Origin of the sequence: Enterococcus sp. 6D12_DIV0197 (assembly GCF_002174385.1) — a bacterium.
Lineage (GTDB): Bacteria > Bacillota > Bacilli > Lactobacillales > Enterococcaceae > Enterococcus_D > Enterococcus_D casseliflavus.
Map to the genome: position 1 here is coordinate 415,001 of NZ_NIBN01000001.1, position 24,957 is coordinate 439,957.

The 24,957-nt window shown below is 42.3% G+C and carries 26 protein-coding genes and 1 pseudogene; 21 read left to right on the top strand and 6 right to left on the bottom strand.

Features of this window, described 5'->3' with window-relative positions:
- Positions 1–415 precede the first annotated feature (415 nt).
- The 8 genes and pseudogenes from A5867_RS01970 (at position 416) to A5867_RS02010 (ending at position 5,066) form a co-directional block, all read left to right on the top strand.
- Positions 416–709 (top strand): hypothetical protein, encoded by a 294-nt coding sequence (locus A5867_RS01970; RefSeq protein ID WP_005226807.1) that lies wholly within the window; start codon positions 416–418, stop codon positions 707–709.
- A gap of 19 nt (positions 710–728) precedes the next feature.
- Positions 729–1,616 (top strand): hypothetical protein, encoded by an 888-nt coding sequence (locus A5867_RS01975; protein ID WP_005226808.1) that lies wholly within the window; start codon positions 729–731, stop codon positions 1,614–1,616.
- Positions 1,617–1,632: 16 nt separating this feature from the next.
- A complete protein-coding gene (locus A5867_RS01980; RefSeq protein WP_060791603.1) occupies positions 1,633–2,109 on the top strand; it encodes a hypothetical protein in 477 nt (158 codons plus the stop codon).
- A 518-nt stretch (positions 2,110–2,627) separates the two neighbouring features.
- Positions 2,628–2,840: a hypothetical protein gene (locus A5867_RS01985; RefSeq protein WP_236596103.1), complete on the top strand. Its 213-nt coding sequence runs from the start codon at positions 2,628–2,630 to the stop codon at positions 2,838–2,840.
- Positions 2,841–2,854: 14 nt separating this feature from the next.
- Positions 2,855–3,040: pseudogene (locus tag A5867_RS01990) on the top strand (site-specific integrase); the annotation flags it as partial.
- A gap of 366 nt (positions 3,041–3,406) precedes the next feature.
- Positions 3,407–3,847, top strand: a complete 441-nt coding sequence (locus A5867_RS02000; protein ID WP_249270005.1) for a GTP pyrophosphokinase — start codon at positions 3,407–3,409, stop codon at positions 3,845–3,847.
- Positions 3,848–3,853: 6 nt separating this feature from the next.
- The gene (locus A5867_RS02005) at positions 3,854–4,654 is read left to right on the top strand and encodes a metallophosphoesterase (RefSeq protein WP_087626773.1); all 801 of its coding nucleotides are present in this window, start codon (positions 3,854–3,856) and stop codon (positions 4,652–4,654) included.
- A 115-nt stretch (positions 4,655–4,769) separates the two neighbouring features.
- A complete protein-coding gene (locus A5867_RS02010) occupies positions 4,770–5,066 on the top strand; it encodes a hypothetical protein (protein WP_087626774.1) in 297 nt (98 codons plus the stop codon).
- A gap of 74 nt (positions 5,067–5,140) precedes the next feature.
- Here A5867_RS02010 and guaA read toward each other — a convergent pair whose 3' ends face one another.
- Entirely contained in the window at positions 5,141–6,706 is a 1,566-nt protein-coding gene (gene guaA / locus A5867_RS02015; protein ID WP_008376418.1) for a glutamine-hydrolyzing GMP synthase, read from the bottom strand.
- 80 nt (positions 6,707–6,786) lie between these two features.
- On the bottom strand, positions 6,787–7,710 hold the full coding sequence (gene coaA / locus A5867_RS02020) for a type I pantothenate kinase (protein ID WP_005226828.1): 924 nt from the start codon (positions 7,708–7,710) through the stop codon (positions 6,787–6,789).
- A gap of 336 nt (positions 7,711–8,046) precedes the next feature.
- Here coaA and A5867_RS02030 point away from each other — a divergent pair, with 336 nt between their 5' ends.
- From A5867_RS02030 to A5867_RS02090, 13 genes are all read left to right on the top strand, one after another.
- Positions 8,047–8,652, top strand: a complete 606-nt coding sequence (locus A5867_RS02030; RefSeq protein ID WP_005226831.1) for a class I SAM-dependent methyltransferase — start codon at positions 8,047–8,049, stop codon at positions 8,650–8,652.
- 250 nt (positions 8,653–8,902) lie between these two features.
- Positions 8,903–9,922 (top strand): LacI family DNA-binding transcriptional regulator, encoded by a 1,020-nt coding sequence (locus tag A5867_RS02035; protein WP_005226832.1) that lies wholly within the window; start codon positions 8,903–8,905, stop codon positions 9,920–9,922.
- A gap of 123 nt (positions 9,923–10,045) precedes the next feature.
- Positions 10,046–11,347 carry a pyrimidine-nucleoside phosphorylase gene (locus tag A5867_RS02040; protein WP_005226834.1) on the top strand — a complete coding sequence of 434 codons (1,302 nt, stop codon included), beginning with the start codon at positions 10,046–10,048 and terminating at the stop codon, positions 11,345–11,347.
- 13 nt (positions 11,348–11,360) lie between these two features.
- Positions 11,361–12,023 carry a deoxyribose-phosphate aldolase gene (gene deoC, locus A5867_RS02045; RefSeq protein ID WP_005226835.1) on the top strand — a complete coding sequence of 221 codons (663 nt, stop codon included), beginning with the start codon at positions 11,361–11,363 and terminating at the stop codon, positions 12,021–12,023.
- A 54-nt stretch (positions 12,024–12,077) separates the two neighbouring features.
- A complete protein-coding gene (locus A5867_RS02050) occupies positions 12,078–12,476 on the top strand; it encodes a cytidine deaminase (RefSeq protein WP_005226837.1) in 399 nt (132 codons plus the stop codon).
- Positions 12,477–12,539: 63 nt separating this feature from the next.
- The gene (locus A5867_RS02055) at positions 12,540–13,658 is read left to right on the top strand and encodes a BMP family protein (RefSeq protein ID WP_087626775.1); all 1,119 of its coding nucleotides are present in this window, start codon (positions 12,540–12,542) and stop codon (positions 13,656–13,658) included.
- A gap of 178 nt (positions 13,659–13,836) precedes the next feature.
- Positions 13,837–15,405 (top strand): ABC transporter ATP-binding protein, encoded by a 1,569-nt coding sequence (locus A5867_RS02060; RefSeq protein WP_005226842.1) that lies wholly within the window; start codon positions 13,837–13,839, stop codon positions 15,403–15,405.
- Entirely contained in the window at positions 15,398–16,549 is a 1,152-nt protein-coding gene (locus A5867_RS02065) for an ABC transporter permease (RefSeq protein WP_005226844.1), read from the top strand. The genes A5867_RS02060 and A5867_RS02065 overlap by 8 nt, the downstream gene beginning before the upstream one ends.
- Positions 16,549–17,502 (top strand): ABC transporter permease, encoded by a 954-nt coding sequence (locus A5867_RS02070; RefSeq protein ID WP_005232556.1) that lies wholly within the window; start codon positions 16,549–16,551, stop codon positions 17,500–17,502. The genes A5867_RS02065 and A5867_RS02070 overlap by 1 nt, the downstream gene beginning before the upstream one ends.
- A 194-nt stretch (positions 17,503–17,696) precedes the next feature.
- Positions 17,697–18,863, top strand: a complete 1,167-nt coding sequence (deoB, locus tag A5867_RS02075; RefSeq protein ID WP_015508806.1) for a phosphopentomutase — start codon at positions 17,697–17,699, stop codon at positions 18,861–18,863.
- A gap of 10 nt (positions 18,864–18,873) precedes the next feature.
- The gene (locus A5867_RS02080) at positions 18,874–19,692 is read left to right on the top strand and encodes a purine-nucleoside phosphorylase (RefSeq protein ID WP_005226849.1); all 819 of its coding nucleotides are present in this window, start codon (positions 18,874–18,876) and stop codon (positions 19,690–19,692) included.
- Between the two features lie 25 nt (positions 19,693–19,717).
- Positions 19,718–20,422, top strand: coding sequence for a purine-nucleoside phosphorylase (gene deoD / locus A5867_RS02085; RefSeq protein ID WP_005226852.1), 705 nt, complete (start codon positions 19,718–19,720; stop codon positions 20,420–20,422).
- 198 nt (positions 20,423–20,620) lie between these two features.
- On the top strand, positions 20,621–21,808 hold the full coding sequence (locus tag A5867_RS02090; protein WP_010748609.1) for an iron-containing alcohol dehydrogenase: 1,188 nt from the start codon (positions 20,621–20,623) through the stop codon (positions 21,806–21,808).
- Positions 21,809–21,860: 52 nt separating this feature from the next.
- Here the strand turns inward: A5867_RS02090 and A5867_RS02095 are convergent, their stop codons facing one another.
- From A5867_RS02095 to rpiA, 4 genes are all read right to left on the bottom strand, one after another.
- Positions 21,861–22,508: an SGNH/GDSL hydrolase family protein gene (locus tag A5867_RS02095; RefSeq protein WP_087626776.1), complete on the bottom strand. Its 648-nt coding sequence runs from the start codon at positions 22,506–22,508 to the stop codon at positions 21,861–21,863.
- Positions 22,509–22,610: 102 nt separating this feature from the next.
- Positions 22,611–23,297, bottom strand: coding sequence for a 2,3-diphosphoglycerate-dependent phosphoglycerate mutase (gpmA, locus tag A5867_RS02100; protein WP_005226871.1), 687 nt, complete (start codon positions 23,295–23,297; stop codon positions 22,611–22,613).
- A gap of 194 nt (positions 23,298–23,491) precedes the next feature.
- On the bottom strand, positions 23,492–24,073 hold the full coding sequence (locus A5867_RS02105; protein ID WP_005226873.1) for a recombinase family protein: 582 nt from the start codon (positions 24,071–24,073) through the stop codon (positions 23,492–23,494).
- 150 nt (positions 24,074–24,223) lie between these two features.
- Complete coding sequence (gene rpiA / locus A5867_RS02110) at positions 24,224–24,898, bottom strand: ribose-5-phosphate isomerase RpiA (protein WP_005226875.1); 675 nt, start codon at positions 24,896–24,898, stop codon at positions 24,224–24,226.
- Positions 24,899–24,957 lie beyond the last annotated feature (59 nt).

The window sequence follows — 24,957 nt, forward strand, 5'->3', positions numbered from 1 at the left end:
CTGTAAAAAAGACATTGAAGACTCCTATATAGAAAATGATGTGAAAATAAAGATAGCATTAGATAGAGTCTTTGCTACTTATGAGAAAAATTTATCAGAATGATTTTCTACTATGAAAAAATATAAAAAACCAATTGATATCAGACACAAAAAAGCCTTGGTAGGCCTTTTTATAGGAACTCCAAAGCTTTTTATACTATTCCCATTCCATGCGCTTGATGATTTATAAGGATTGATTTGTTGAGTTTATGCAGTTTTGTATCGTTTGGGAGTGATAGAAATTGTAATGTTCTTCTTGTGTTGGTTGCAAATTGGTTGCAGTAATAAAATTTTTTTGAATGAAATGCTTGAAAATGATTGAATTTATGTTATTGTAAGTTGTAGTAATTCAAATAAACAAAAGAGGTGGGGTTTTATGTTGTTCAAAGAAAATCTAGATAGAGTTTTTAAAAGTAGTGACCTAAGAATTCTAATTGATCCAGAATTTAAAATATTAATTGATAACTGGGGAAAGCTTCAATTAAATGAATACTTAAGTAGAGATGAACTAAAAGAATTATGCAGGGGTATAAAATATGCTTTAATCGAAGCGAATAAAAAGGTTGTGGAAAAAGAGAACTTTGTTTTTTATGATTTTGATGCCAAATATTTCATTGATGATGTGCAGTTTTTCTTACTTGCAAGTGCAAACGCAAAAGATTTGATTTGAGAATTTGAGAGGGAAAAAAATGTTATCTGAAAAACAAGAAAAATTAAAACAAATGCTGCTAACACCTATTGTGGTTGATAAACTTACCAATACAATTCAAAAAGAAGGCGACACAATAAAAAGCGCTCAAGTATATAGAGGTGTGGAAGACCCCGACATGTCTGATGTATCAATTGCTTTTTACGAAATCATCTATAAAAATACTATTCCCAAAAATCAACAAGGCGAATTTAATGTATTTGGAAAATCTGATGATAAAGGAAATATTTATATTAATGATTTTGCCAATGTTTCTTTTGCTGGTGATACAATGAACTCTTTTAAAACAATTTCTGGGAAATTGATTAAAGAGTTATCAATAGATGGGGAAAAAATAAATAAGCAATACTATATGCCCAATGATTCAAAAGGACGAATGAGATTGATATTTGACAGTGATGCTGATGAGTATACTCAAAAGATATTTTATGAATTTTATAAACTGTATCATAGTTTAGCTAATTTTTGGATAATACCTATAGAGATGGGAAGAAAGAGTTCTAAAACAATTTCTATAGATAATTTTGAATTTAGAACACAAGATTATATGGGAAGGTTTTTGAGTGAAATTAGGAATAATTGGAACAGATTGAAAAAACAAGGATTATACAATTTCTATTTTAAAAATTTTGAAGATTACAGCGAATTTATAGAAAAGCATTTTATTATTGAAACGGACTATTTAGAATCTCCAAAAGATGAAACTGAAAACTTCGGTTCACTGAATGAAAAAGATGCTGTTAGCATTGTTTCAGGAATGATTACTGCAATTAAAAATAGAGCGGAACTGTTATCGAAATCAGAATACGCCGAACAATTATGGATTTTACTTAGCAATATCACAACAGATAGCTCTGATAAATTGTAAATAGGGAGTATGACAAATGGCAAGGGTATATAAAGCAGTCAGATTGGCTTATGAGGCTAAAATTTGGATAGACAAACTAATTATTCATAGAGAACGAGAACTAAAAAATGAACTAAAAAATGGCTTGATTAATAAACTAGAAACAGACATGCAAGAACATTACAGTGATTTGCTGGATGGGATATCATTCAATGTGGTGTTAAAAGTATCAGCTGGTAGTGTTATAGAACAAGCTTACAGATATTGTAAAAAACAAAATTTCACTGATGACGATTGGGAAAAAATTCAAAATCGCATGGATAGAACAATTGTAAAAGAAAATTATAAAGATAAATCTTCCGTTACGCCCCGACTTTATTTAGATGAAAATGTATTAGATGGCTTAGAGGAATATCGTTACCATTTTAAAAGTGATGAGCCTAGTAAACGTCTACCGCGATTAAGTTATATCATTAAATTAATTATTTTTGCCTTTTATAGTCAAATCGACTAGAAAGTTATTTTTCTAAATAGTTTAGTCGCTATTTAGAATTTTATTTCAAATAAATGTTTACATGTTGTACCACGATATCGAATAGAGGGTGTTATTATGAAAAAGTGGAACAAGCAAGCCTTATTCTAAAAGAAATCGAATACTACTTACAATTCGATACCCTATAACGTGAATACGCCGAAAAAGCATACTCAAAGCATTATCAAAAATTGAAAGGATTGAAAAAAATGAACGCTGATAATTTTCGTTTCTACTTTTTCTTAGCTCTAGGTATAGGGCTAGCCATAACAAAGGTGACTGGCTTAATGTTTGGTTTACTAGCCGTAGTCAGTTCCCTCAACAACAAATTAACCCCCTCGAAGTGAGTGAAATAGGCAGGTAGTCGCCCCAGCGACTAAACGGAGTGTCCGAGTCTTTTCACTCACTTTGTGGGGGCCAGTCGGGCGGTTTTTGCCTGACACTTAACTTGATATATAAAACAACATCTGCTCGTTTGAGCGCGCGCTGAGAGGTGTGTGATGTCTAAAGAAACTCGTGCGTATAATACTAAAATTATTGAAACTTCCACCTATATTGAGGTGTATCAGTATGATGAACCTATTTTCTATAGTTATTCTGTTGAAAATGAAAATGGTTCACGTCAATTAGATTGGTTAATTGATAGTAATACACGTCGAACTTATGATGAGCTACCAACTATTGAGAAATATGATAGCTTAAAGCGAAAATAACAACATTATGAAGAAATGCGTTGGTCGTTCGTGATCGCTTAGGTCATGAAGATATTCAAACAACTTTGGGAACTTACGGACATTTATACGAGAACGCTAACAAAGAAGTCGCTAAAAAATTAACGAATACTATTGAAATGCCTAAGGAAAATGCGCAACGGAAACTTACAGGCAATCAGTATGTGAAGCATAAAGAATGACGAGGTGTATCAATATGGAAAATACTGTTTTTGATTCAGACAAATTTAAAGGGTAAAAAATACCGAAATATGATTCTAAATCTGGTGTTTGGGCTGTTGATACAGGTAATCGTGTTGAATTTGGCGATATGTATTATGTTTTATCGGAATTTATTGAGGACGGGTTACATTATAGTTTTAATACCTTAATAGCCGGAGATGTACGGCGAGACCATGCACATTCTTTTGATTGTGTCGTTTCAGCTTTACTCAAGAATGTCACCCATTTTTCAATTGTCGGATTTGAGAAAGATGATTCTCAGCAAGAAATAAAGTTCCTCAATGACATTCAGACCAAAATTTTAAAAGAAAGTCGGGATTACCAACATGACAGAATATAATAAATTTAAAAATATGGCTATCGAGGTAGCGAAAAAAGCTCACGTTCGTCCAACTGACAAAGGTGGTGAACCTTACTTTTTTCATGTTCAGCGAGTGGCAAATTCATTAACAGATAAAAATTCTAAAGTTGTTGCCTATCTTCATGATACTGTTGAAGACACAGATATTACTATTGAAAAACTGAAAGAGTTAGGTTTTCCATACACGATTGTTTCGGCAGTACAGGGTTTGACGCATGAACGTTATCAACCCTATTTTGGCTATATTGTAGAAATTAAGAAAAATAAACTAGCCACTATGGTAAAACTTGCAGACTTAAAAGATAATATGAATCTTTCAAGAATTACTTCCCCAACTGAAAAAGATTTTGAAAGAGTTAAGAAATATCAAAAGGCGTTTAAAATATTAGAGTTAGAGGGAGAGTGATTCAAAATGAGAACACTTTTAGTGGGCGATTTACACTTAACAGCACAAATAATCTTGCCAATGGTTGAGCAGAAAGTTAAAGAATTAGGCATTAAACAAGTGATTTTGCTAGGAGATTATACAGACGCATACGAGCAAGAAAAAAACGTTGATCTTTACATGAATGAATTAGACTATTTGTTCATATGGAAATCAAAGATGAAAGTTTTCGGTGTCGAAGTGATAAATCTCTTAGGAAATCATGACGTGTCTTATTTGACGGTTACACCTAGAAGGTATTCACTGCAAAGTGCAGATGGATTTCTTTCAGTCGGTCGAAAGCTGTTGAAGTTAAATCTGCAAATTGCCTTTCAGTTAGATGATTATTTGATTAGTCATGCTGGTTACACCCAAGACTTTAATTTAGAAGATTGGCATTTTGAAACAATAACTGAAAATTTAATCGACAATTTAGATGATTTAGAAGACCATGTCGGCAAAGCAAGAGGTGGGAAATACTTTTTAGGTAGTCCATTATGGGCTGACTTTGACCATGAATTAAGCTGTTTGCCAAATCCAAAGTATCAAAAACAAATTGTAGGGCATACACCGCAAACGAAAATCACGACTGTTCATAAGGGAGAGTCTGAACTTGTGGGAATTGATACATTTACGATTATTCCAATTAAAAGAAAACCTTTTTTCAAAGAAATTGGTAGTGGAGAAATTTTACTTTATGATAATGGCACACTAATACCAATTCAAGTGGATTGGCAAAGTGATGAAGTGTTTAACAAGTTGAACGAAATATTTGAAAAAAATTCATAGTATTGCTAAGTTATATGGCATTTTATTAGATTTTAAAAATGGTCGATGACTGTTGATGATAAAGAAATCTTTTTGAATAGAAAATATCTTTAGAACATAATTAGGAGGTTGTTGTATGCGGAAAAATCAAGTATCTATAAAATTTGAAAGATTTGGCAAAGATATACCAGATGAGTTTAAAGAATTGAATATGCAAGTCATGTCTGTTTATGCTGATGGAAATGATTTATATGAAACATTATGTGGAGCTTTTCAGTTAGCCTTAAATGAAGTTGCTAAATATGAGCATAATAATTTCGGATGTAGAGAAAGTTATGATTCTTTAGAACTTACACAAAGAAAAGTTAAGGGGTTAAAATTATGTAGAAAAATAAAACATGATTTTTCTGATTCTAACTCAAAAGAAGAGTAAAAGCTAATGGTTGAGTAACCTCAAGAAAAAGAGCCTAGACACCCTATAAATAAAGGGTTCTAAGCTCTTTTTTCTTATTCCCACTCCACAGTAGCAGGTGGTTTGCTCGTAATATCGTACACGATCCGATTGACGTGTGCGACTTCGTTGACGATGCGGACACTGATTTTTTGTAGGACTTCCCATGGGATGCGGGCAAAGTCAGCGGTCATGCCATCGATTGAAGTGACTGCACGGATGCCGACGGTATAATCGTAGGTCCGGCCATCACCCATGACACCGACGGAGCGGATGCCTGGTAAGACGGTAAAGTACTGCCAAATGTCGCGGTCTAAGCCGGCATTTGCGATTTCTTCCCGCAAGATTGCGTCCGAGTCGCGGACGATCGTTAGTTTTTCTTCTGTTAATTCGCCAAGGACACGAATGCCTAGACCTGGTCCAGGGAATGGTTGGCGCCATACGATACTGTCTGGCATGCCAAGCTGGGTTCCTAACTCACGGACTTCGTCTTTGAACAAGGTGTTCAATGGTTCGATCAATTTGAATTGCATGTCTTCAGGTAAACCACCTACATTGTGGTGTGATTTGATGGTTTGAGCAGTCTCGGTCCCTGATTCGATGACGTCGGTATAAAGGGTTCCTTGGGCAAGGAAAGAAACGCCTTCTTCGCCAGCTAGTTTGGTTGCTTCATCATCGAAGACGTACACGAATTCATTTCCGATGATCTTGCGTTTTTCTTCAGGATCAGAAACCCCAGCAAGTTTTGATAGGAAACGTTCTTTGGCATCAACTTTGATGATGTTCAAGCCGAATTTGCCGCCTAAGCTTTCCATTACTTGCTCGGCTTCGCCTTTACGCAAGAGGCCGTGGTCAACAAAAATACAAGTCAGCTGATCGCCGATCGCTTTTTGTAAAAGAACACCAACGACAGAAGAATCGACCCCGCCGGAAAGACCAAGCAAGACTTTTTTGTCGCCCACTTGTTCGCGGATTTTTGCGATTTCCATATCGATGAAGTTGTCCATTGTCCAATCACCTGTACATTGACAAACGTCAATGGCAAAGTGACGCAATAAGTCGTTGCCGTATTCTGAATGGCGAACTTCTGCGTGGAATTGGATACCGTACATTTTGCGCTCGGCATCTTGGATAGAAGCAATCGGGCAATCTTTGCTCGTTGCCACGACATCAAAGCCTGCAGGTGCTTGAGTGACCAAGTCCCCGTGGCTCATCCACACGGTTTGGGTTGCGGGCGTGTTTTGGAAAAGGGCCGCTGCATCAGAAGTGACTTCCAATTCTGCTTTGCCGTATTCACGGTTTTTGGCAGGTTCAACTTTTCCGCCTAATTTATAAGTAATCAACTGCATGCCGTAACAGATCCCTAAAACTGGGATGCCTAACTCAAAAATTTTCTCGTCGATGCCGAAAGAGTTCTCGTCGTAGACGCTGTTTGGTCCGCCAGATAAGATGATCCCTTTTGGGTTCATCGCTTTTACTTCTTCAGCGGTAATGCGGTGGCTCAATAATTCTGAGAAAACACCGAACTCACGAATACGGCGTGTAATCAGCTGGTTGTACTGACTACCGTAATCAAGTACGATAATTTTTTCGACGTTTGGCAAAGTGTCAACGTTTGTCACAATAAATTACCTCAATTCTTTTAGTTTTTATTGAAAAAAGGCTGGGCCTTTTCAACAGCATAATCATAAAAATGAAGCGGTCAATACTTGCGCAAGAACACTTCATCGATCAAATGGTGCTTTGTTTTATGAAGAATTATATCGGCTCTGCTGCGTGTAGGCAAGATATACTCGTGTAAATTCTTTAAATTCACATTTTTCCATACTTCTTTTGCCATTTTAATCGCTTCCTTGCGATCCCCGATCGCATATTGGTAATAATAATTGCTGGGATCTTGAAAGGCCGTGTCTAGTAATGATTCAAATCGTTCCAAATACCATTTTTCGATCAGTGCTGGTTGGGCATCCACGAAAATTGAAAAATCAAAAAAGTCACTGATATAGATTTGTTGGTTGGCAGGCAGTTGCAGGGTATTGATGCCTTCCACGATCAAGATATCTGGTTGACTGATCGTTTCATACGTATCAGGAATAATATTGTAGACTTCATGGGAGTAGACGGGGATCTGAATGTCTGGTTCTCCTGATTTGACCGCATTCAAAAAGTTGATCAAGGCTTCCATGTCATAACTTTCTGGAAATCCTTTGCGATTCAAGCTGCCGCGTTCCTCCAAGACTTCGTTCGGGTACAAAAAGCCGTCAGTGGTGATCAGTTGGACGGTTCTACGGGGAAACAAACGGGCCAACAAATTTTGGACGAGCCGTGCGGTGGTGCTTTTGCCGACGGCGACACTTCCAGCGATGCCGATGATAAAAGGCGGCATTTTGACGTAGCGGTGTAAAAAGAGTCCCTTGCTGAGGGTCAATGATTCAAACTCTTTCATATAAAGATGGATCAGATGGCACAAAGGCACGTAAACATCTTCCACATCTTGGACCGAGATCCGGTCGTTCAAACTTTTGATATTATCCAATTCTTCTTGAGTGAAAGGCATCATGCCGTTCGTATAAAACCCTTGCCATTGCTCACGAGGAATTTGATAAAAATTCATGGTTTCTTGCATAGTAGGCTCCTTTTTTGCGGCATCATCGGTTTCTGTTAGAAGCGACGGGCCACTGTTCGAAAGTATTTTACCATAGAAACTTGCGGAACTTGAAAAAAAGACATGATTTCCTTTGCAGAAACAACAAAAAACTGTTTTTTCGTTGTTTTTTTTGCTGGGCGTTTACTTCTGACTGTTTTTCGGTATGATTAGAAAGAAGCAGCAGACAAATCTTGCAGGGCTTTTTTACTGGTGATTTCACTATGTTCACTTGTTCGAATAGAAGAAACAAGGAAAAACTAGTAGAAACCAGTAGAAAAAACAAGCGAAGAGGAAATAGAAGAAAGGAGCATAACCATGAGTAATCATTACTATACAGAAAATCCTGATACGGCCCATGATTTTGAGCAGTGGTCGTTTGAATTAAGAGGAAAGAACTTTCATTTTGTGACAGATAGCGGGGTGTTTTCCCGTGACACGGTGGACTATGGCTCGCGGGTGTTGATCGATGCGTTTGAGTGGGGGGAGCTACCAGAAGGAAGTCTGCTGGACGTTGGGTGCGGCTATGGACCTGTTGGCTTAGCGTTAGCTTATGCGAGTCAACGACCTGTCGAGATGATCGATATCAATCAGCGGGCAGTGGATTTGGCAAAAGGCAATGCCCAGCGTAACGGCATTGAACAGGTAGATATCCATCAATCCAATATCTATGCCCAATTAAATCAACCTGCTTATGCGGCGATCCTCAGCAATCCGCCGATTCGGGCAGGAAAAGAAGTCGTTCATGAGATTTTGACGGGGGCGTTTCCTTTGCTTAAAGCAGGCGGGACTTTAACGATCGTGATCCAAAAGAAACAAGGGGCGCCGAGTGCTCAAAAGAAAATGCAAGAGACCTTTGGCAATGCCGAAATCATCAAAAAAGACAAAGGCTATTACATCATTCAAAGCGTAAAAGAAGCGTAGCTGCTCCTTGATTCTCAACAGATCAAAGGTATCGCCAAGACAAGCACTGGTTAGCGGCAACTAGACCAGTTGGTTTCTCAAAAAGCCTGTTGTCATCAGCCTTTGGAGCAATCGCAGCTCCGCTAAAAGAGCTGTCTGTATCATCGGGCCATTTTTGATCAACGAAAAAGAAAGTCGCACACTTGTTGAAAGTGTGCTATTTTTTTTGAGAAAAATTTGCTACACTTTAGGCAAGAGAGGAGAGAAGCAGATGAAATTGACGATTAAACAGATTGCTGAAATGGCTGGCGTCTCTGTCACGACCGTGTCGCAGATCCTAAACAATAAAGGCAGCCGTTTTAGTGAAGAAACCCGAAAGCGGGTCTTAGATATCGTAAATAAATATCACTATAAGCCGGATTTTTTTGCTTCGAATCTTATCAACCGCCATTCAAAAACGATCGGAATGATCGTGCCTGATGTGACGGATTTCTTTTTCTCTAAAGTCATTGAAGGGGCGGAAAGTTATTTCAATCCACTAGGTTACATGCTAGTGTTATGCAATTCGCGCCACAGCCAAGAAAAAGAGGTTCAATATTTGAATGAACTGTCTCATCGTTCGGTAGATGGCATCTTATTAGCGACGCCGCATTTGCTGCCAGAGGATTATTCCTTGAAGAGCGGGTTCTTTGATGACCGACCAATTATTTTAGTTGATCGTGGGATCAATCAGCGGGACAATGGTCGTTTGATCGTGAAAGAATACGAAGGCGCCTACCAAGCCGTCAGCTATTTGATCAAAAATGGTCACCGCAACATTGCGATGCTCAAAGAAATCACCGGCTACTATCAATTAGAGGAACGGTTCAATGGCTATCGCCATGCCTTAAAGGATCATCAGATCCCTTTTAAAGGCCGATATGTAGAAAATGCTGAATTAACGGTTACCGGCGGGTACGAAGCAACGAAGGAATTATTGAAGTACAAAGAGATCACAGCGTTCTTCTGTGGCAACGATGCCATGGCGATCGGCTGTTATCAAGCGATTTATGAGGCGGGCAAAAAAGTACCAGAAGACTACTCGGTGATCGGCTTTGATGCCTTGAAATTATCGGAATACATCACACCACCGCTTACCACGGTCATGCAGCCGACTTTTGAGATCGGGTTTACCGCAGCGAAGTTTTTAGTGGACGCCATTGAGTTTCCGACACGGCGAATTCCAAATAAGATTTTTGATACAAAATTAATTATTCGTGAGAGCGTGAAGACATTGACAAGCGAGAAATAATGCGGTATATTTCTTCTTGTAAGTGTTTTCATAGTTTTGCGATATTTAGTAAACTGTTTTACTAAAGTGGTTTACCCTACGAAAAATTATTGTATAATGTTAAAGGAAGCGAGGGTCATTTCGATGCGAATGGTGGATTTAATTGAAAAGAAACGTGACGGCAAGTCATTGACGAAGGAAGAAATTGACTACATTGTAACTGCGTATACTGAAGGAAGTATTCCAGATTATCAAATGAGTGCCTTGTTGATGGCTATTTTTTATGTAGATATGACAGATGAAGAGATCACGAACTTAACGCTAGCAATGGCAAATTCTGGTGAAGTGATCGACCTATCCTCAATTGAAGGAATCAAAGTCGATAAGCATTCGACGGGCGGTGTTGGTGATACGACCACATTGATCTTAGCGCCCTTAGTGGCTAGTGTTGGCGTACCAGTTGCGAAAATGTCTGGGCGCGGCTTAGGCTATACTGGTGGGACGTTAGACAAGCTTGAAGCGATCCCTGGATTTAAAATCGAGCTTTCTGAAGCCGACTTTATCCGATTAGTCAACGAAAGCAAAGTGGCCGTGATCGGTCAATCAGGAGATTTAGCTCCTGCAGACAAAAAACTGTATGCCTTACGAGATGTGACGGCAACGGTTAGTTCGATCCCATTGATCGCCAGCTCGATCATGAGTAAAAAAATCGCGGCAGGTGCCGATGCGATCGTGTTAGATGTAACCACAGGCGATGGCGCCTTTATGAAAAACTTGGAGGATGCCAAACGCTTAGCCCAAACGATGGTCCGCATCGGAAAATTGGCAAATCGCCAAACGATGGCAGTCATTTCTGATATGTCACAGCCTTTAGGGGAAGCGATCGGCAACAGTTTGGAAGTGGTGGAAGCCATTGAGACACTGCAAGGAAAAGGACCGAAAGACTTGGAAGAAATGTGCTATGCACTGGGCAGCCAAATGGTCGTTTTAGCGAAAAAAGCTGATTCATTGGAAGAAGCACGCCAACTGTTGGAAGAAGCCCTGCATTCGGGCAAAGCGTTAGAAAAATTCAGACAGATGATCACAGACCAAGGCGGAGACGCTACAGTGATCGATGACCCGAGCAAGATTTTGACAGCGAAATATGAAGTGGAAGTCCCAGCGAAAACTAGCGGCGTGGTGACGAAATTAGTTGCCAATGAGCTAGGGATCGCGGCGATGATGTTAGGGGCAGGTCGTAAGACCAAAGACGAAGACATCGACCATGCCGTGGGCATCAAATTGCATAAGAAAGTTGGCGAATCCGTAAGCAAAGGGGAATCGCTATTGACGATCTATAGCAATACCGAAGCAATCGAGGATGTCAAAGCATTGATCGACCAAAATATTGAAATTGGGGAAGATGGCGCAGAACCGCCATTGATCCATGACATTATTACAGAATAAGGAGCGAATAAAAATGGAATTGAATCGCATGATCGACCACACGATTTTGAAAGCAGACGCAACGGAGGAAGATGTTTTACGAATCATCGAAGAGGCAAAAACCTATCACTTCTATTCTGTCTGCATCAATCCAACGTGGGTTTCATTAGCAGCAGAAAAATTACAAGGCGAACCAACGGCTGTTTGTACCGTGATCGGTTTTCCTTTAGGGGCAAACACATCTGAGGTCAAAGCTTATGAAACAACAGATGCGATCAAAAACGGCGCAGATGAAGTCGATATGGTAATCAACGTAGGTGCCTTGAAATCAAAACAATACAAAAAAGTTCAAGCAGACATCGAAGCAGTCGTTGAAGCAGCCAAAGACAAAGCGCTTGTCAAAGTAATCATTGAAACAGCGTTATTAGACAACGAAGAAATCGTCAAAGCCTGTGAATTAGCCAAAGCAGCTGGTGCAGATTTCGTGAAAACCTCAACTGGCTTTTCAACTGGTGGGGCAGTCGTTGAAGATGTTCGCTTGATGCGTGAAACAGTAGGACCAGAAATGGGTGTCAAAGCTTCCGGTGGTATCCACAACGAAGCAGAAGCTGCAGCTATGGTCGAAGCGGGCGCAAACCGCTTAGGAACAAGCGCAAGTGTTGCCATCGTGACTGGCTCAACAGGTGCTGGCTACTAAGCTTAGCATTATTAAGTAAAGTAGCAAAAAATAAAAATAAGAGCGGGGAAGACAATGACAATAGCGAAAAAAGAGTGGATCGACACCGCCGTTTCCGCCTTAGATAAAGCGTATGTGCCGTACTCTAAGTTTCCGGTCGGTGCTTGTCTCGTTGCCAAAAATGGTACGATATATCAAGGGATCAACATTGAAAATGCCTCATATGGCTTAACAAATTGCGCAGAACGAACCGCTTTTTTCAAAGCCGTTTCTGAAGGCGAAAAAGAGTTTCAACATTTGGTTGTGGCGGGTCATACGCCAGAACCGATCTCTCCTTGCGGTGCTTGCCGCCAGGTCATGGTGGAATTTTGTGCGCCAGATATGCCGGTGACCTTAGTCGGCGATGATGGTGTCATCAAAGAAACCACGGTAGAAGGCCTATTGCCTTATTACTTCACGAACAAAGATTTATAAACCATGTTCATTCAGTCGATGCGGCTGTTGAAAAAAACTATATTTTTAGGGGGCTTTACAGCAATGAAAAAAGCAAAATTATTTAGTTTAGGTATTGTTGCAGTAGCTGGGTTGACTTTACTTGGTGCTTGTGGCGGAGGAAATTCAGGTTCAACTGATTCAACTGGCGGAGGTTCTGCAGACGGTACGACTGATGCAGCGCATAGTGTCGCAATCGTTACCGACATCGGCGGGGTAGATGACCGTTCATTCAACCAATCCGCATGGGAAGGCTTAGAAGCATGGGGGAAAGAACACGGGATCGCTCGCGGTGCTGGTGGTTATGACTACGTGCAATCAAATGAAGCTTCAGAATACACAACCAACGTAAATGGTGCCGTTCAAAATGGTTTCAAAACGATTTTCGGTGTGGGTTACTTATTGAAAGATTCAATCGCAGCAGCAGCTGACCAAAACCCTGATACACAATTCGGGATCATCGATGATGTGATCGAAGGCAAAGACAACGTTGTTTCAGCAACATTTAAAGATAACGAAGCAGCTTACTTAGCTGGTTTTGCCGCAGCATATACAACCAAAACAAACAAAGTCGGCTTCATCGGTGGTGAAGAAGGCGTCGTTATCGACCGTTTCGAAGCTGGTTTCACGAAGGGCGTTCAAGACGCAGCTGAAAAATTAGGCAAAGAAATCACGGTTGATCCTCAATATGCAGCATCATTTGGTGATCCTGCTAAAGGGAAAGCATTGGCAGCTTCAATGTACCAAAGTGGCGTTGACGTAATCTTCCACGCATCTGGTGGTACTGGTGCAGGTGTCTTCCAAGAAGCAAAAGCAATCAATGAACAATTGAACGAAGCAGACCTAGAAGATAAAAAAGTTTGGGTCATCGGTGTAGATAGCGATCAACAAGACGAAGGAAAATACACAACTGCTGACGGCAAAGAAGATAACTTCACATTGGCTTCAACATTGAAAGGTGTTGGCGCAGCGGTACAAGATATCTCAACTCGTGCGTTAGAAGACAACTTCCCTGGCGGCGAACATATTGTTTACGGCTTGAAAGATGGCGGTGTAGACATTACTGAAGGATTCCTTTCAGATGATGCCAAAGCAGCGATCGAAACAGCGAAACAAGACGTGATCGACGGCAAAGTAGAAGTACCAGAAACACCTGAAAAATAAAGTTGTTCTTTTCGGTTATCTTGCCCTAGTTTAGGGCAAGATGATCGTCATTGGATTACTATGTTGATGAAAGCTACGGGTTTTCATGAGGATAGTAATCATCCTAAGCAATAGCAATTATTTTTTGACATGACGAATGGTTTGTATAAGCGAATTAGAAAGTAAGGATGTGAGTAATTTGGCTGAGGAAAAATATGTTGTAGAAATGCGTCATATCACCAAAGAGTTTGGAACGTTCAAAGCCAATGACGATGTCAACTTGCAAGTAAGGCCAGGAGAAATCCACGCATTGCTTGGTGAAAATGGAGCGGGCAAGTCGACCTTGATGAATATGCTGTCAGGATTATTGGAACCAACATCTGGTGAAATCTGGATGAATGGTGAAAAAGTGAATATCACGAGTCCGACCGCAGCAAACAAATTGGGGATCGGTATGGTGCATCAGCATTTCATGCTGGTAGACGCCTTTACTGTAACAGAAAATATCATTTTGGGTAGCGAACCCCATCATCTCGGTGTGTTAGATCGCAAGAAAGCCCGCAAAGAAATCAAAAAAGTTTCTGAACAATATGGTTTATCGGTTGATCCAGATGCTTATGTGCGTGACATCTCTGTCGGGATGGAACAACGGGTAGAGATCTTGAAGACTCTTTACCGCGGCGCAGATGTACTGATTTTTGATGAACCAACGGCAGTTTTGACACCGCAAGAAATCGAAGAGCTGATCGAAATCATGCGCGGATTGGTGCGTGAAGGCAAATCGATTATCTTGATCACCCACAAACTGGATGAGATCAAAGCGGTGGCAGACCGTTGTACAGTTATCCGTCGGGGACAAGGGATCGGCACTGTCAATGTCAAAGACGTCAGCTCGCAACAGTTGGCCGATATGATGGTTGGTCGTTCTGTGTCCTTCAAGACACCGAAGAAAGAAGCGTCACCAAAAGAAGTCGTGCTTTCTGTTGAAAACTTAGTCGTAAAAGAAAACCGTGGCTTAGAAGCAGTCAAAAACTTAAGCTTAGAAGTACGTGCAGGTGAAGTATTGGGGATTGCTGGGATCGATGGCAATGGGCAATCAGAGCTGTTACAAGCCATCACTGGTTTACGGAAAGTCGAAAGCGGCAAGGTCTTGCTGAATGGTGATGACATCACCAACTTCAAGCCTCGGAAAGTCACCGAAGCCGGCGTTGGTCATGTGCCAGAAGACCGCCATAAATACGGACTTGTCTTGGATATGATGTTATCAGAAAACATCGCCTTGCAAACCTACTACAAAAAACCTTTGAGTAATGCAGGTGTCTTGGATTACGGAGAGATCAACGAGTTTGCTCGTGACTTGATTCAAGAATTTGACGTACGAACAGTCAACGAGATCGTACCAGCACGGGCATTGTCCGGCGGGAATCAACAAAAAGCGATCATCGCACGAGAAATCAGCCGCGATCCTGATCTATTGATCGTTGCCAATCCGACCCGTGGGTTGGATGTTGGAGCGATCGAATTTATCCACAAACGCTTGATTGAACAGCGGGATAAGTTCAAAGCGGTATTGTTAGTCAGCTTTGAATTAGATGAAATTTTGAATGTATCAGACCGCATTGCTGTTATTCATGCTGGTGAGATCGTTGGGGTCGTTGATCCGAAAGAAACATCAGAGAAAGAGCTTGGCTTGTTGATGGCAGGGTACTCCTTGGAGGAAGCAAGACGAGAGCTGCAAATGGAGGAAGTAGGTGGTTCGGTTGAATAACCGCAAAGAAAAGATCCGCAATATATTAGTGCCGATCATCGCTGTCTTGTTGGGATTCGTCCTTGGCGGGATCATCATGGCGGCCTTCGGCTACAGCCCAATCACAGGGTATACACAAATGTTTCGGACCGTTTTTATCAACGGACAAACAGGTGGGTTAAATGCCCGCAACATTGGTGAGATTTTTGTTACAGCAGGACCATTGATCTTTACCGCTCTGGGGTTTGCCGTTGCAAACTCAGCCGGATTCTTCAATATCGGTCTTTCTGGTCAAGCGCTAGCAGGTTGGGTTGCCAGTATCTGGGTCGCACTAGCGATGCCAGATGCGCCTCGGTTGGTGGTCTTGCCATTAGCCGTGATCGTAGGGGCTTTATGCGGGGCGATCGCAGCTGCGATTCCTGGTTTCCTACGGGCATTCTTTGGAACAAGTGAAGTCATCGTGACGATCATGATGAACTATATCTTGCTTTATACGGGGAACCATTTAGTCAATAATGTGATGAGCGAATCCATGATCACGACAAAAGGGGTCACAAAAATGGTGGGGGAAAATGCCTCCATGCAGACGCCGTTTCTAGCAAGCATCACGAGCAACTCTCGCTTGAACTTAGGGATCTTCTTAGCCTTGATCTTCTTAGTTTTGGTTTGGTTCTTGATGAAAAAAACCACTCTTGGTTATGAAATCCGCGCGGTGGGCTTGAACCCAAGCGCTTCTGAATATGCGGGGATGAGCAGTAAACGGACGATCATTATCTCCATGATCATCTCTGGAACGCTTGCTGGATTAGGTGGAGTCGTTCAAGGACTAGGAACGTTTGAAAACTTCTTCGTTCAAGGGTCATCATTGAGCATCGGGTTTGACGGTATGGCTGTATCCTTGTTAGGAAGCGGCTCATCGATCGGAATCTTGCTTTCAGCCCTCTTGTTCAGTATTTTGAAATTAGGTGGACAAGGCATGCAGTTTGCAGGTATTCCATCTGAATTAGTCGATGTCAATATCGCAATTATTATTTTCTTCGTAGCGATCAGCTTTGTGATTCGTTTCTTGTTGGCAAAAATCTTTGACGGCAAAAAAGAAGCGCTGGTCGTACAGGAGATTGAAGCCCAACCAAACGATCAAGATCAGGAAGGAGGAACCATCTAATGGATATTAGTTTAATTTCTTCGATCGTCACTCAAACATTGATTTATGCGTCTCCTCTGATTTTGACGGCGCTAGGTGGCGTGTTCTCAGAGCGCAGCGGGATCGTTAACGTGGGGCTTGAAGGAATCATGGTTATGGGTGCTTTTAGCTCGATTGTTTTCAATATTGAATTTGCGTCACAATTTGGTGCGTGGACACCATGGTTAGGGATGCTCGTCGGCGGACTTGTCGGTGTGGTTTTCTCCTTGCTGCATGCGGTGGCAACCATCAACTTCCGTGCCGACCACATCATCAGTGGTACGGTGATGAATTTGATGGCACCAGCTTTGGCTGTGTTCTTAGTCAAAGCGATCTACAACAAAGGGCAAACGGATAACATCCAACGGACATTGGGGTATTTCAATTTCCCGATTCTTAAAGATATTCCTATCATTGGCCCGATTTTCTTTAATCAAACATTCTTACCGGCGTACTTCGCTATTTTGATCTCAGTGATCGCGTGGTTCGTGATTTTCAAAACACGCTTTGGGTTGCGTCTTCGTTCTGTCGGTGAGCATCCACAAGCAGCGGATACCTTAGGGATCAATGTTTACGTGATGCGCTACTCAGGTGTCTTGATCTCTGGTTTCCTTGGCGGGATGGGCGGTGCCTTGTTTGCTCAATCGATCGCGGGTCGCTTTGCCGTGACAACGATCGCCGGTCAAGGGTTTATCTCGATGGCTGCGATGATCTTTGGTAAATGGAATCCACTTGGTGCAATGGGAGCTGCGATTTTCTTCGGTTTTGCGCAAAACATCAGTATCGTAGGTGGCCAACTGCCAATCATCTCTTCCATTCCAGCGGTTTACTTACAAGCTGCGCCTTATGCCTTGACGATCATCGTGCTCGTTCTTTTCCTTGGAAAAGCCGCTGGTCCGAAAGCTAACGGGAAGAACTACATTAAATCTAAATAATTTTTTCAGTATGAAAGGGTGGGGCTATGGGACATGAATGTGTTGCTGTGTCCTGCCCTTTTTCTATCCTCTGGGTGAAAGGAACGCATCAGGAAATTTCCAAAGCAACCCAGCGCAATTTTTGCTTAAGTTTAGTATGATAGAGGTAGTAGATCCGCTTGTAAAAGCATAAAATAAAGAAAGTAGGGAATAGAATGTTTAAACGTGTACACTTGATCGTGATGGATTCAGTCGGAATTGGTGAAGCACCTGATGCGGCAGCTTTTGGTGATGTCGGTTCAGATACGTTAGGCCATATTGCAAAAGAAGCAGGCTTGACGATCCCTCACTTGGAACAACTAGGCCTAGGGACGATCCGTCCTTTAGAAGGCGTGAAGGCGGTAGCTGACCATGATGGGTATGCAACCAAATTGGAAGAAGTTTCCGTTGGGAAAGATACGATGACGGGACACTGGGAGATCATGGGCTTGAATATCCAAAAACCTTTCCGCGTATTTCCCGATGGGTTTCCCGATGAATTGTTGCAACAGATCGAAGCGTTCTCTGGACGTAAAATCGTCTGCAATGCGCCGTACTCAGGGACAGCAGTCATTGATGATTTCGGCGAACATCAAATGAAGACAGGCGATCTGATCGTTTACACCTCGGCTGACCCAGTGTTGCAGATCGCTGCGCATGAGGAAATCATTCCATTAGAAGAATTGTATCGTATTTGTCAGTACGTTCGGGATATCACGAAAGATGAGCCATATATGATCGGCCGCATCATCGCGCGTCCGTATGTCGGTGAGCCTGGAAACTTTACTCGTACGAGCAATCGTCATGACTACGCACTCGATCCATTTGGCCATACAGTATTAGATTCCTTGAAAGAAGCTGGAAAAGACGTGATCGCCGTTGGGAAGATCAATGATATCTTCAACGGACAAGGAATCACCGATTCTGTACGGACGAAGAGCAATATGGACGGTGTGGATCAGTTACTGAAGGTGATGAAACAAGACTTTACGGGTCTAAGCTTTACGAACTTGGTCGACTTCGATGCGCTTTATGGTCACCGTCGCGATGTTGTAGGGTATGCCCATGCCATTGAAGATTTTGATTTGCGTATTCCAGAACTTTTAGAAGCAATGGGAGACGAGGATCTGTTGTTGATCACAGCTGACCACGGCAATGACCCAACCTTTACGGGAACGGATCACACGAGAGAATATGTGCCATTATTAGCGTACAGCAAGAAATTCCAAGGCCAAGGCAAATTGCCACAAGGCTACTATGCGGATATTTCCGCAACGATCGCTGAAAACTTTGGTGTTTCAGCTACAGAAAACGGAACAAGCTTTTTACAACATTTAAACTAGAGGTGATGAAATGACAACGTTACATGAGAAATTACAAGAAACAACGGCATTTATCCAAGAAAGCGGCGTCGGTGAAGTGGAATTTGGGTTGATTTTAGGATCTGGCTTAGGTGAATTAGCCGATGAGATCGAAAACCCAATCGTGTTGCCTTACAACGATATCCCGCATTTTCCTGTTTCGACAGTGGTTGGTCATGCAGGACAATTGGTCTATGGAACATTAGCTGGGAAAAAAGTCTTAGCGATGCAAGGACGATTCCACTATTATGAAGGCCATTCGATGCAGACAGTTACTTACCCCGTCCGTGTGATGGCGGCATTGAAAGCTCACTCTTTAGTCGTGACCAATGCCTGTGGCGGCGTAAACGAAAGCTTCCAGCCGGGAGACTTGATGTTGATCACCGATCAAATCAACTTTATGGGGGACAACCCACTGATTGGTGAAAACGAAGAAGAAATGGGTCCACGTTTCCCAGATATGAGCCAAGCCTACCATTTGCCTTATCGGGAAGCGGCACAAAAAGTTGGTGCATCAAAAGGATTGCACTTAAAAGAAGGCGTTTATATGGGCTTCTCAGGTCCTACGTATGAAACGCCAGCAGAGATCCGCTTTGCTCGGACGATCGGCGCCGATGCTGTCGGTATGTCGACTGTCCCGGAAGTGATCGTTGCTGTTCACAGTGGCTTGAAAGTCTTAGGTGTTTCTTGTATCACAAACTTGGCTGCTGGTATGCAAGCGAGCTTGAATCATGAAGAAGTCGTGGAAACGACGGAACGGGTCAAGGCAGAATTTAAAGCGTTGATCAAAGAAACGTTAGCAGTACTATAAAAAGCAGACCAAAGGAGAAAAACGAATGAGCGTTCATATCGAAGCAAAAGCAGGCGAGATCGCAGACAAAATCTTGTTACCAGGTGATCCACTGCGGGCAAAATATATTGCTGAAACATTTTTAGAAGACCCGATCTGTTACAACAACGTTCGGGGGATGTTGGGCTATACAGGCGTTTATAAGGGCGAGCGGGTCTCTGTCCAAGGAACCGGCATGGGCATGCCTTCAGCGAGTATCTATGCCCATGAATTGATCAACTCTTACGGCGTGAAGAAATTGATTCGGGTCGGTACGTGTGGTGCCATCTCAAAAGATGTCCACGTGCGTGATCTTGTGATTGCCCAAGCGGCAGCAACAAGTTCATCGATGGTAGCAAAAAACTTTCAAAGTTTCCATTTCCCACCAATCGCTGACTTTGCACTGTTGCGTAAAGCCTATGATACAGCGATTGAATCAGGATTTACGACTCACGTCGGTAACATCTTATCTGAAGATACCTTCTACAAAGATGACATGACGGAAACGTTACAGTTGGCAGACCTTGGGGTGATGGGTGTTGAGATGGAAGCCGCAGCCTTATACTATTTAGGGGCGAAATTCCACGTTCAAACTTTAGCGATCTGTACCGTCAGCGACCACATCATCACTGGAGAAGAAACAACGCCAGAAGAAAGACAAACGACATTTAACGACATGATCAAAGTTGGCTTAGAAACAGCGATCGCGTAAAAAAGATACCGCAGGATCAGTGCATGAACGATGCGAAGGCTGCTTGCTTTTGATAGAGCAAGCAGCCAAATCGTATTGGTTTGCATGCAACCGAGAATGTGTTATCTTTTTTTGTTGGCAAAAAGCCACGAAGAAGCGTTGCACTTTTGCCAGAAAATGGTTTAATGAAAAGAAAAGGTGTAAAAAGGAGACGAGACAATGAATAATTTTACGTTTCATGTAACGACGGACATTCGTTTTGGGAAAGACCGTCTGAACGAGCTGCCAGAAGTACTGAATACATTTGGAAAAAACGTCTTGCTAGTCTATGGTGGCGGCAGTATCAAGAAAAACGGTTTGTACGATGCAGTCATGGCGCAATTGACTGCCAACGGCAATCAAGTCACTGAATTGACTGGTGTCGATCCAAATCCACGAATCGAAACCGTTCGTCAAGGAGCCGCTCTTTGTCGTTCAGAAAAGATCGACGTCATTTTAGCTGTTGGCGGCGGTTCTGTAATTGATTGCAGCAAAGTGATCGCTGGGGCGGCTTGCAGTGAGCAAGAGCCTTGGGACTTAGTTCTTTCCAGAAGCTATCAAGGACCAGCGATTCCATTAGTAACGATCTTGACCCTTGCGGCTACTGGCAGTGAAATGAATCGCGGCGCGGTGATTTCTAATCTAGAAACGAAACAAAAACTTGGTGTTCACGGACCCGAATTTTTACCGAAAGTATCTTTTTTAGATCCAACAACGACCTTTAGTGTCAGTCGCTATCAAACGGCTGCCGGTTCAGCGGATATCATGAGCCATCTGATTGAAAATTATTTCAGTAAAACAGAAGGAACAGATGTCCAAGACGGTGTAGCAGAAGGATTGCTAAAAGCAGTCATTAAAAATCTGCCCATCGCATTAAATGACCCCACAGACTATGATGCACGGGCGAATTTGATGTGGGCGAGCACCTTAGCCTTAAATGGTTTGACTGGAAGCGGCAAGGGTGGTGCTTGGTCTTGTCATGCGATGGAGCATGAGTTGAGTGCGTTTTATGACATTACCCATGGCATCGGCTTAGCAATCCTGACCCCACGCTGGATGCTTCATGTATTGAATGAAGAAACGGCGCCGAAATTTGCGCGGTTTGCTAGAGAAGTCTTTGGTGTCCAAGAAGCAGTGCCAGAATTAGCTGCCCGAATGGGGATTCAAAAACTGTATGACTTTTTTGCTTCTTGCGATATTCCGATGACTTTGCCAGAAGTAGGGATCGCCGATGACACCCATTTTGCTGAAATGGCGGCTCAAGCAGTTCAATTCAGCTCTATTGCAACAAATGCGTATGTACCGCTGCAAGAAGAAGACGTGATTGCAATCTACCAAGATTCCTTGACTCCTTCAACCTATCTTTAATCATAAAAAAGACCGTTCCTGCGACTTGGTTGTCGCGGAGCGGTCTTTTTATTTACCCTTCAGAAGAAAAAGCCAAACGGGCCATTAGCTGATCTGCAATCAAGGCGTGTCCAGCAGGAGTGGGGTGCACCCCGTCATCGCCTGTCAGTGCCTGCGGGGAGCTAGCGACGGCTGCTTCGGCAAACAAGCCATCCAGCGGCAGCAGCTGACAATGAAAGGCGGCAGCTAAGCGACGAACGATTTGGATTTTCGGATCAAGATCGATCCGCCAAGTTTGGCGATCCTCAGGATATGGCAAAACAAAAGGTTCCAGCAAGAAAATACGCGTGATCCCCTGTTGGGTCACTTGTTCCAGAATTTGACGGTAGGTTGCCTCAAAGGACGTTGCCGCAGCTTCTGAACCAAAATCGGGACCACCGGCATTGTGCCACGTGTCGTTGATCCCAATCATAAAGATCAAGACGTCAGGTGCTAATTGAAGGCAATCTTCTTGGAGACGGGCTAAGACGTCGGCAGCTTTGTTGCCGCCGATCCCCCGATTATAAAAGGTAAAGTCCGCAGGGGGGAATTTCTCTGCCAGCTGATCGGCAACGAGACGGGCAAACCCATGTCCTAAATCGTGGGGATCTTGGCGATCACGATCGCAATCTGTGATGCTGTCACCTAAAAATAAAACGGTATCATTTTTGACTAGTTTCATAGTAAGCTCCTTTCGAGTACGCCCTCAATTATAAAAGAGGGGGGAGGAAATGCCAATAAAAAAACTGCCCTTTTTTTAAAAAAGGGCAGCGATAAGCGAGGCTTATAAGTAGTATTTTTTCGCAACAGTCAAATCATCGTTCAATTCATAAACAAGTGGTTGACCAGTTGGGATCTCAAGATCCATGATATCTTCGTCAGAAATACCTTCGATATGTTTTGCTAATGCACGTAGAGAGTTTCCGTGAGCCGCAACTAAGACAGTTTTGTCGTCTTTTAATGCTGGGGCGATTTCATCTTGCCAGAAAGGCAATGCACGTTCTAAAGTAACTTTTAAGTTTTCTCCACCAGGTACGTCGCGAGGGTCAAGCATTGCATAACGACGGTCGTTTGCAGCAGAACCTTCATCTGAAGCTTCCATCAATGGAGGTAAAACATCGTAAGAACGACGCCAGATGTGTACTTGTTCGTCACCGTATTTTTCAGCAGTTTCTTTTTTATTTAAACCTTGTAATTTACCGTAATGACGTTCGTTTAAGCGCCATGATTTGATCGTTGGTACCCAAAGTTGATCAGAATATTCTAAAATGTAATTACAAGTTTTGATGGCACGAGTTAAAACAGATGTGTAAGCAACGTCAAATTCGATGCCTGCTTCTTTGATTTTACGTCCGCCTTCGATTGCTTCTTCGACACCTTCTGGCGCTAGATCAACATCAGCCCAACCGGTAAACTGGTTTAATTTGTTCCATTCGCTTAGTCCATGACGAGAAAATACTAATTTTGGCATGTAAAACTCTCCTTTAGATATTCGATATTTTTCTGAAATTTTCAATTCCGTATTTATTGTACACTCTTTCTCAAAGAATTTCCATGGTTTTGGAGGAAAAGCTGGGGGAAAACGCCATTCTTAAGGAAAAACAAAAGGGGATCATTAAAAAGAGGACCGCTTTTGTTTCATGCTGTTCTAGGGGGAGTCGACAACTATGAACGTAACTTGTTCCATTCTTCTTCGGATAATTTTATGTATTTATAGCATGTACCTACAGAAACACCGCATTTTTCAGAAATATATTGAATCGTTTCTTTTTTCTCGTAGTACAATTGACGGATTTTTTTGATCGTTTTCGGATCGATTTTTGGACGACCGCCAATTTTGCCTTTTTTGCGGGCTTTATTTAAGCCGACCAGCGTGCGCTCTTTGATGAGTGAGCGTTCCATGATCGCAAGTCCTTCCATTAAATTGAAGTAAACCTGTCCCATCGGACCGCGGGTATCGATTTGTTCTGCCAGTGAAACCAGATGAAGCTCTCGCTGTTTTAATAGATCAGTGAGATCGGTCAGCTGTCTGGTGGTTTTCCCTAAACGATGCAGTTCCGTAACGACTAAGGTGTCGCCGGGCTGCATTTGTGCCACCACTGACTCCAATGAATGATTTTCTTCACTTTCTTCCACGCTAAATGTCTCATGGAAAAATTCATGACACCCAAATTCTTCGAGCTTGTTTAATTGTTCACTTGTTGAGTTGTCGGTGATCGTTGAACGAGCATAGCCTATGATTTTCATAAACCCTCCTACCTTTCCCTTTTTATTGAATGTATCATAATTATTTCTTAAATGATAGGGTAATTTGCACAAAAAATAATAAAAATTAAGTCGATTGAAGAAAAATAACGAAAAAAAGAGAAGCATTATCGCTCCTCTTTTTTGTTTCCTTTATCTAACGTGCTTGGTACTCGGGCCTTCAGGCAATCCAACAATGATCGTATGGACCATATCCAAAAACAGACCGTGTTCAACCACGCCCACTGTAGCATCTAATTCCTGTGCCAACTCAGTAGGAGCGGTGATCGTTTCTAGATGAAGATCAATGATGTAATTGCTGCAATCGGTTTTTAACGGTTCGCCTTCTTCATTCAGACGCAGTTTTGGATGGTAGTTTTTCTTCTCGAACAGACGCAGCAGCTGTTGGCTGCCATAAGGGATCACTTCCACTGGCAACGGGAAGGCACCAAGTGTTTCGACCATTTTCGATTCATCAACGATCCACAAGACTTTTTTTGAGTTAGACGCCACGATTTTTTCGAATAAAAGGGCTGCACCGCCGCCTTTGATGCCATGATAATCCTTGCTGATCTCATCTGCACCGTCGATCGTTAGATCCACAGCGTCCACTTCATCGATGGTGCGAATCGGGATACCTAATCCTTCTGCTTGTTTTTTCGATGCCCAAGAAGTTGGGACACCCGTGATCGATAGACCTTCTTCTTTTACACGTCGACCCAGTTCTTCAATCATGTAGTAGGCTGTTGAGCCAGTGCCCAAGCCAACGACCATGCCATCTTTTACATAACTAGCCGCTTCAATGCCGACCATTTCTTTTAGGTTCATTTTCTTCCCGCCTTTTTTAAATAAATGCTTTGTCTCTATTATATAGGAAGAAGCGTAAA

Excerpts from the sequence above, each read along its gene's own strand:
- A5867_RS01970 (WP_005226807.1), top strand. The coding sequence starts at position 416 with ATGTTGTTCAAAGAAAATCTAGATAGAGTTTTTAAAAGTAGTGACCTA.
- A5867_RS01975 (WP_005226808.1), top strand. The coding sequence starts at position 729 with ATGTTATCTGAAAAACAAGAAAAATTAAAACAAATGCTGCTAACACCT.
- A5867_RS01980 (WP_060791603.1), top strand. The coding sequence starts at position 1,633 with ATGGCAAGGGTATATAAAGCAGTCAGATTGGCTTATGAGGCTAAAATT.
- A5867_RS01985 (WP_236596103.1), top strand. The coding sequence starts at position 2,628 with ATGTCTAAAGAAACTCGTGCGTATAATACTAAAATTATTGAAACTTCC.
- A5867_RS02000 (WP_249270005.1), top strand. The coding sequence starts at position 3,407 with ATGACAGAATATAATAAATTTAAAAATATGGCTATCGAGGTAGCGAAA.
- A5867_RS02005 (WP_087626773.1), top strand. The coding sequence starts at position 3,854 with ATGAGAACACTTTTAGTGGGCGATTTACACTTAACAGCACAAATAATC.
- A5867_RS02010 (WP_087626774.1), top strand. The coding sequence starts at position 4,770 with ATGCGGAAAAATCAAGTATCTATAAAATTTGAAAGATTTGGCAAAGAT.
- coaA (WP_005226828.1), bottom strand. The coding sequence starts at position 7,710 with ATGCAAGAAACCATGAATTTTTATCAAATTCCTCGTGAGCAATGGCAA.
- A5867_RS02030 (WP_005226831.1), top strand. The coding sequence starts at position 8,047 with ATGAGTAATCATTACTATACAGAAAATCCTGATACGGCCCATGATTTT.
- A5867_RS02035 (WP_005226832.1), top strand. The coding sequence starts at position 8,903 with ATGAAATTGACGATTAAACAGATTGCTGAAATGGCTGGCGTCTCTGTC.
- A5867_RS02040 (WP_005226834.1), top strand. The coding sequence starts at position 10,046 with ATGCGAATGGTGGATTTAATTGAAAAGAAACGTGACGGCAAGTCATTG.
- deoC (WP_005226835.1), top strand. The coding sequence starts at position 11,361 with ATGGAATTGAATCGCATGATCGACCACACGATTTTGAAAGCAGACGCA.
- A5867_RS02050 (WP_005226837.1), top strand. The coding sequence starts at position 12,078 with ATGACAATAGCGAAAAAAGAGTGGATCGACACCGCCGTTTCCGCCTTA.
- A5867_RS02055 (WP_087626775.1), top strand. The coding sequence starts at position 12,540 with ATGAAAAAAGCAAAATTATTTAGTTTAGGTATTGTTGCAGTAGCTGGG.
- A5867_RS02070 (WP_005232556.1), top strand. The coding sequence starts at position 16,549 with ATGGATATTAGTTTAATTTCTTCGATCGTCACTCAAACATTGATTTAT.
- deoB (WP_015508806.1), top strand. The coding sequence starts at position 17,697 with ATGTTTAAACGTGTACACTTGATCGTGATGGATTCAGTCGGAATTGGT.
- A5867_RS02080 (WP_005226849.1), top strand. The coding sequence starts at position 18,874 with ATGACAACGTTACATGAGAAATTACAAGAAACAACGGCATTTATCCAA.
- deoD (WP_005226852.1), top strand. The coding sequence starts at position 19,718 with ATGAGCGTTCATATCGAAGCAAAAGCAGGCGAGATCGCAGACAAAATC.
- A5867_RS02090 (WP_010748609.1), top strand. The coding sequence starts at position 20,621 with ATGAATAATTTTACGTTTCATGTAACGACGGACATTCGTTTTGGGAAA.
- A5867_RS02095 (WP_087626776.1), bottom strand. The coding sequence starts at position 22,508 with ATGAAACTAGTCAAAAATGATACCGTTTTATTTTTAGGTGACAGCATC.
- gpmA (WP_005226871.1), bottom strand. The coding sequence starts at position 23,297 with ATGCCAAAATTAGTATTTTCTCGTCATGGACTAAGCGAATGGAACAAA.
- A5867_RS02105 (WP_005226873.1), bottom strand. The coding sequence starts at position 24,073 with ATGAAAATCATAGGCTATGCTCGTTCAACGATCACCGACAACTCAACA.
- rpiA (WP_005226875.1), bottom strand. The coding sequence starts at position 24,898 with ATGAACCTAAAAGAAATGGTCGGCATTGAAGCGGCTAGTTATGTAAAA.